This is a genomic window from Rhizobacter sp. P3_B12, assembly GCF_056402895.1.
Genome location: NZ_JBFUGN010000237.1, coordinates 1 through 7,366, shown reverse-complemented (window position 1 = coordinate 7,366; position 7,366 = coordinate 1). Strand labels below are relative to the sequence as shown.

General features: G+C 66.2%; 6 protein-coding genes. All 6 read left to right on the top strand.

Features of this window, described 5'->3' with window-relative positions; genetic code table 11:
• The coding region (locus AC1D01_RS14565) for a hypothetical protein (RefSeq protein WP_477867364.1) at positions 1 to 422 on the top strand (422 nt) is incomplete at its 5' end.
• A 59-nt stretch (positions 423 to 481) separates the two neighbouring features.
• Complete coding sequence (locus tag AC1D01_RS14560; RefSeq protein WP_477867362.1) at positions 482 to 1,708, top strand: pyridoxal phosphate-dependent aminotransferase; 1,227 nt, start codon at positions 482 to 484, stop codon at positions 1,706 to 1,708.
• A 51-nt stretch (positions 1,709 to 1,759) separates the two neighbouring features.
• Positions 1,760 to 3,085 (top strand): homoserine dehydrogenase, encoded by a 1,326-nt coding sequence (locus AC1D01_RS14555; RefSeq protein WP_477843212.1) that lies wholly within the window; start codon positions 1,760 to 1,762, stop codon positions 3,083 to 3,085.
• A gap of 61 nt (positions 3,086 to 3,146) precedes the next feature.
• A complete protein-coding gene (locus AC1D01_RS14550) occupies positions 3,147 to 4,454 on the top strand; it encodes a hypothetical protein (protein ID WP_477867360.1) in 1,308 nt (435 codons plus the stop codon).
• Complete coding sequence (locus tag AC1D01_RS14545; protein ID WP_477867358.1) at positions 4,435 to 6,831, top strand: tetratricopeptide repeat protein; 2,397 nt, start codon at positions 4,435 to 4,437, stop codon at positions 6,829 to 6,831. The genes AC1D01_RS14550 and AC1D01_RS14545 overlap by 20 nt, the downstream gene beginning before the upstream one ends.
• Positions 6,828 to 7,366 (top strand): PALP domain-containing protein (locus AC1D01_RS14540; protein WP_477867356.1); only part of this gene is annotated, 539 nt, incomplete at its 3' end. The genes AC1D01_RS14545 and AC1D01_RS14540, both read left to right, overlap by 4 nt.

The following is a 7,366-nucleotide window of genomic DNA, read 5'->3' as shown; positions in this document are numbered from 1 at the left end:
CGACGGCGGCGACCGGCAACGATGCCTTCGGTGCGCTGGCAACGCTGTGCAACCGGCTCGGCCATCCCGGTGTCGAAGCATTCTTCCTCATCGTCGGGTCCTTGTTCAATGCGGCGACCGGCGGYGCTCGCGCGCGCAGCGCCAACTACCTGGCCGATCCGGATGGCACTGCCCATCCCGATACCGTCACGCGGTTGAGCACGATGTTCATCGCCCAGGGTTCATCGACGGACTTGACGGCGACGCCTCCGACACCACGGGAGCGAAGGATTCTTGAGGGACTGGGGAAGCGGCATGAGATCGCGAGCACCTTCAAGAGTGGTGGAGGCGACAGCGCAGGGGGTGACTCGATGCCAACGGGCACGATGAACGAAGAAGACTCCTCGCGTCATGGCGACCATGCGGACGAAAGCCTGCTATGACCGTCCACGCAGCAGCGCTGTGCCAAAATTCCGCTCTCCTGACCCCGCCGGAGCCCCCGTTGAAACCCATCACCAAGTCCAGCAAGCTCGCCAGCGTCTGCTACGACATCCGGGGGCCGGTGCTCGAGAAGGCCCGGCAGATGGAGGAAGAGGGCCAGAAGATCATCAAGCTGAACATCGGCAACCTCGCGGTGTTCGGCCTCGAGCCGCCCGACGAGATCGTGCAGGACATGATCCGCAACCTGCCGCATTCGGCCGGCTACACCGATTCGAAGGGGCTGTTCGCGCCGCGCAAGGCGGTCGTGCACTACTCGCAGGAGAAGAACATCGCCGGCGTCACCGTCGACGATGTCTACCTCGGCAACGGCGCCTCCGAGCTGATCGCGATGAGCATGAACGCGCTGCTCAACGATGGCGACGAAGTGCTGGTGCCGGCACCCGACTACCCGCTGTGGACCGCCTCGGTGGCGCTGTCGGGCGGCACCGCGGTGCACTACGTCTGCGACGAGCAGAGCGACTGGTTCCCCGACATCGCCGACATCAAGGCCAAGATCACGCCGAACACCAAGGCGATCGTCGTGATCAACCCGAACAACCCGACCGGCGCGCTGTACCCCGACAGCCTGCTGCGCGAGATCGTCGAGGTCGCGCGCCAGCACCAGCTGATCGTGTTCGCCGACGAGATCTACGACAAGACGCTGTACGACGGCAACACCCACACCAGCATCGCGTCGCTCGCGACCGACGTGCTGTTCGTCACCTTCAACGGCCTCAGCAAGAACTACCGCTCCTGCGGCTACCGGGCCGGCTGGATGATCGTCTCCGGCGAGAAGCGCCATGCGCGCGACTACATCGAGGGGCTGAACATGCTCGCGTCGATGCGCCTGTGTTCCAACACGCCCGGTCAGCTCGCGATCCAGACCGCGCTCGGCGGCTACCAGAGCATCAAGGACCTGGTCGCCCCCGGCGGCCGGCTGTGCCGCCAGCGCGACCTCGCGCACCAGCTGCTCACGCAGATCCCCGGCGTCAGCTGCGTGAAGCCGAAGGCGGCCTTGTACATGTTCCCGCGCCTCGATCCCAAGCTCTACCCGATCGCCGACGACCAGCAGTTCGCCTACGACCTGCTGGCCGACGAGAAGGTGCTGATCGTGCAGGGCACCGGCTTCAACTGGCTGCAGCCCGATCACTTCCGGCTGGTGTTCCTGCCGAACTCCGACGACCTCTCCGACGCGATCGGCCGCATCGCGCGCTTCCTCGACCACTACCGCAAGCGTCATTCGCACTGATTTCTTTTTGCACCGATTCCTCAACCAGCCCGCATCGGGCGTTCTCCCACCATGAAACCCATCCAAGTCGGTCTGCTCGGCCTCGGTACCGTCGGCAGCGGCACGTTCAACGTGCTGCAGCGCAATCAGGAGGAAATTCGGCGTCGCGCCGGCCGCAGCATTCAGATCACGATGGTGGCGGCACGCAACGTCGAGCGGGCGCGCGGCATCGTCGGTGACGCGGCGAAGGTGGTGGCCGATGCGCGCGAGGTCATCGCGAACCCGGCGATCGACATCGTCGTCGAGCTGATCGGCGGCTACGACATCGCGAAGACGCTGGTGATGGAAGCCATCGCGGCCGGCAAGCACGTCGTCACCGCCAACAAGGCGCTGCTCGCGGTGCACGGCACCGAGATCTTCGCGGCGGCGCACGCCAAGGGCGTGATGGTGGCCTTCGAGGCCGCGGTGGCCGGCGGCATCCCGATCATCAAGCAGCTGCGCGAGGGCCTGTCGGCCAACCGCATCGAATGGATCGCCGGCATCATCAACGGCACCACCAACTTCATCCTGTCGGAGATGCGGGCCAAGGGCCTCGATTTCGACGCGGTGCTGAAGGAGGCGCAGCGCCTGGGCTATGCCGAAGCCGACCCGACCTTCGACATCGAGGGCGTCGACGCCGCGCACAAGCTGACCATCATGAGCGCGATCGCGTTCGGAACGCCCGTGCAGTTCGAGCGTGCCCACATCGAGGGCATCACGAAGCTGCAGGCCGCCGACATCACCTACGCCGAGCAGCTCGGCTACCGCATCAAGCTGCTGGGCATCACGAAGCGGCGCGATGACCTCGGCAAGAACGCCGGCATCGAGCTGCGCGTGCACCCGACGCTGGTGCCGTCGAAGCGGCTGATCGCCAACGTCGAGGGCGCGATGAACGCCGTCGTCGTGCACGGCGATGCGGTCGGCACGACGCTGTCGTACGGCAAGGGCGCCGGCTCCGAGCCGACCGCCTCCGCCGTGGTCGCCGACCTGGTCGACATCACCCGGCTGCACACCGCCGATCCGGACCACCGCGTGCCGCACCTGGCCTTCCAGCCGAACCAGCTCACCGACACGCCGATCCTCGGCATGGAACAGGTCGTGACGTCGTTCTACCTGCGCCTGCAGGTGGCCGACCAGGCCGGCGTGCTGGCGCGCATCACCGGCATCCTGGCCGAGCACGGGATCTCGATCGACGCGCTGCTGCAGCGCGAGTCGGCCGAAGGCGAGGCCCACACCGACGTGATCATCCTGACCCACGACACCGTCGAGGGCGAGATGAACAAGGCGCTTGCGCAGATGCAGGCGCTGCCCACGGTGCTGTCGCCGATCGTGCGCATCCGCAAGGAAGAGCTGAGCTGAGCCAGGGGCTGTGCCACACTGACTCCCCGACCGTGGTGCACCGGAGCATGGAGACCGACTGATGGCACCCACAAGCAACACCCGAGACCAACTCAAGACCTTCTACAACGCGCTCGCCGACCGCGTGCTGGAGCCTGGAGATCCGGTGTATGTGGCGCAGGTCAATCAGTCGGGCGCCGATGCCGTCGAAGAGATTGCGACCGAGATCGACTGGCAGGAGGGCGGCGGTGTCTGCCTGTTCACCGGTCAGCGTGGCACGGGCAAGAGTACCGAACTGAAGCGGCTGAAGAAGAAGCTGGAGACGCTTGGCGCCGTGGTGTTCTATGCCGACCTGGCGGAGTTCATCCTGCTGACGAAGGAGGTCGAGATCAGCGACTTTCTGGTGGCAGTCGCCGGTGCGATGTCGGAGCAAGTCACGCAGCGGTACGGCAAATCACCGGGCGATCGCAGCTACTGGGATCGGTTCAAGCAGTTCCTGCAGACCACGGTGGAGCTGAAGGAGTTCAGCACCAAGCTGGGGGTCGTCGACATCAAGGCGGCCTTGAAGAGCGATCCGGATTTCAAGCGGCGCGTTCAGGAAGCGGCGCGCGGGCACGTGGCCCAACTGGTGGGCGATGCTCACCAGTTCCTGGCTGAATCGGTGGACTTCGTTCGCCAGCAAGAGAAGGACCATCATCTCAAGGTGGTGCTGCTGATCGACTCTGTCGAGCGCATTCGCGGTGTCGGCAGYGAGGCGATGGCGGTGTACGAGAGCGTGCGCAACCTCTTCTTCGGTCATGCAGAACATCTGCGCGTGCCGGTCCTGCACATCGTCTACACGATTCCGCCCTACCTGTCGGTGCTGGCGGCCGGTGCGGGCACGCTGATGGGTGGCGCCGTGGCGAGGCGTCTGGTCAGCACGCACATCTTCAAGGACCGCTGCCGTGAGGCGGATGACAACGGTTTGGCCGTCTTGCGCCAGGTGATCGCTGCCCGTTATCCAGGGTGGAACACTCTCTTCAGTACCGAGGCGCTCGACAAGCTGGCCATGAGTTCAGGTGGCGACCTGCGCGAGTTCTTCCGTCTGATCCGGCTGTGCCTGCCCGCCGTTCGCGATGACAGCGAGTTGCCGTTGAGTGTCGAGGCCGTCCTGCCGGCGGAGAACGCTGCCCGAAACGAGATGCTGCCCATCCCGGCAGATCATCTTGCATGGTTGCAGCGCATCACCAAGACGCATGACACGTGCCTCGAAAAAGATGCGGACCTGCCGGTGCTGGCGCATTTCCTGGACAACCGCCTGGTGTTGAACTATCGCAACGGCAGCGATTGGTATGACGTCCACCCGCTGCTGCGGGACGTGGTCGACCGGCATGGCAACGCTGGAGCTTGACGCCGCGACCGAGCGGATCGCCGTCAATCTGCTGCGGCATCTGGAGTGGCAGGCAGAGGGCTTCTCTCTGGTGTTCCTGTTCGCGGATGTCGGGCCATCGGTCCAGATGGTCGAGTGGTTGAACCGGCGCCTGACGCTGCAAGGGCGACCGGTGCGCCAGCATGCCGCCGATGACAGCTTTGTGCAGCACCCGGAGGCGGTCGTCGATGCGCTGGTCGATGTGTGTACCGGCGCGCAGGGTGGGGCGGGCGCATTGTGGTTTGCCGTACAGCGCCATCCGGGTGACGAGGCCTGGAACCGCGCCCGTCTGGTGTTCCTGGCGCGGCTGAACGAGCGACGCTTCCTGCTGGAACAGCGCATGGCTTGTCCTTTGGTGCTGGTGCTGCCGGCGGATTTCCGGCCCGCCGCGCGCAGCATTGCGCCGGACATCTGGCATGTGCGTGCGTTGAGCGAGGAGTTGCGGACGGCGGCTCCGGTCGCGCCACCGGCGCCGCAGGGCGGTTCGACAGACGCCGTGCAGCACGCCTTCGCCGCCGATGCGGTCGTGCCCGCCTACGACGAGTGGTGTCGATTGCGAGCGCAGGGTGACGGTGCGCCGGTCTATTTGCCGACGGCTCTGCGCGCCGTGCAGGAACTGTTGAGGGTGGGGCGACCGGCTGATGCAGCTGAAGTCGCCGCGGCTGCGGAGCAACTGGCGCGAGAGAAGCAACAGGCGAGGCCGTCGCTGGCCGCCGCACGCGAATGGGCCGATGCGCTGGGCGCCGTGGGCGACGTGGCGCGGGCTGCTGGCGATTTGCAGGCCGAAGCTGCCGCCTGCCGTGGCGCGCTGGCACTGCGCCGGGAACTGATGTGGGGCGATGGTGCGAACCCGGTCCTGCGGCGCGAGTTGATGCGTTCGTTGCAGGACCAGGGTCGGGTGGATGTGGCGCAGGGTCGCCTGACAGAGGCTGCCACTGCATTCGGCGAGGCGCTGGATCTGGCGCGCACGACACTGAACGAGGGCGTGACGCTGGAAAGTCTTTGGAGGCTGGCTGTCGTGCTCAACCAGATCGGCGATGTCGCCGGCGAGCAGGGGCGGTGGGCCGCGGCGGAAGACAGTTATCGGGAATCCCTTGCGCTGTCCCGTCAAGCGGTGCAGCGCTTCGAGCATGCTGCCCAGCCGTTGTRTGACGTGTCGCACAGCCTCGACAACCTGGGCCGGCTGGCCATCGCTCGGGGCGATGTCGCCACCGCCGTGGCGGCCCATCGCGAGAGTCTTCAGGTGTTGCGCGAATTGCTGGAGCGCTTCGGCGAGACGCCGCAGCGTCTTCGCGATCTCAGCGCTTCGCTGCACAGCGTCGGCCAGACCGCGATGTCTCAAGGTGCATGGGATGAGGCGGCGAGTGCCTTCGACGAAGCATTGCAAGTGCGGCGGGAGCTTGTCGAAAGCGCAGGAGGCAGCCCGGCGTCGTTGCGCGATCTGATGGTCGCGATCGACGACATCGGGCGGCTGGCTGAATCGCAAGGCGACTGGGCGCGGGCCGAGGGGGCTTGTGGCGAAGCGCTCGGACTGGCTCGCCAGCTGGCAGGCTGGTCACCGGACTCCCCGAGAGCGCTGCGCGATGTGTGCGTGGCTCTCGATCGGCGGGCTGAGATTGCCAAGCAGCTGGGGCAGCCCGTGTTGGCCGAAGAACTTTTTCTGGAGAGCCTGGCCTTGGTGCGGGCCATCCGTCAACGCGTTGGCGATACGTCCGACGCACTGCGCGACTTGGCGATCTCGCTGCGCAACGTCGCGCGCTTCGCATTCGAACGCAAGGATTGGGCGCATGCCGAAGCAGGCTATCGCGAAGCGTTGGAACTGGCACGGCATGCGCTCAGGCATTCCGGACCCACCAACCGTTCGTTGCGTCACCTCGGCGTGGCACTGGGGGATCTGGCTGACGTGCTTCGGGCGGCCGGCGATCTTCGCCAGGCGGAGGCGCTCTACGCCGAGAGCCTGACCCTCGGCCGCGACTTGATGAAATCCCCTGACGCAGGGGTGGAGGCCATCGACGACGTGAGCGTGGCGCTCAATGAGTTCGGCCGGTTGACGGCGGAACTGGGTGACTGGCCGCGTGCCGAAGCCAGCTTCCGCGAAGCCTTGATGTTGAGCCGAGAGCTGGCGAAGCGTGCTGGCGAGACCCCTGAGACGCTGGAGCGTCAGTTTGCCTCGCTGAACAGCCTCTCTCATCTGCCAAGCGGCGGCGAGGCCGAACGCGCCGAAAGCCTCACCATTTGCCAACGCCTGGTCGACCGTTTCCCCGAAGTCGACCGCTACCGCGACTGGCTCGCCGCGCTGAACGGCGACAATCCATCCAACGCTCCACCCACAGCCCCATCTTCCCCGCCCTCCCCGTGAAATACATCAGCACCCGTGGCGATGCCACCCAGCGCGGCTTCTCCGACATCCTGCTCGAGGGCCTCGCGCCCGACGGCGGGCTCTATCTGCCGATGCACTACCCGCAGGTCGACGCCGCGACGCTCGCGCGCTGGCGCGAGCTGCCGTACCACGCGCTGGCCTTCGAGATCCTGTCGCTCTACGTCGACGACATCCCGGCCGCCGACCTGCGCCGCCTGACCGCGAAGACCTACACGCAGGAGGTGTTCAACAGCGTCGAGATCGCGCCGATCACCGCACTGCGCCCCGGCCTGTACCTGCAAGGCCTGTCGAACGGCCCGACGCTCGCCTTCAAGGACATGGCGATGCAGCTGCTCGGCAACCTGTTCGAGTACGAGCTGGGCCGCCGCGGCGAGACGCTGAACATCCTCGGCGCGACCTCGGGCGACACCGGCAGCGCCGCCGAGCACGCGATGCGCGGCAAGCAGGGCATCAACGTCTTCATGTTGAGCCCGCACGGCCGCATGAGCCCGTTCCAGCAGGCGCAGATGTTCAG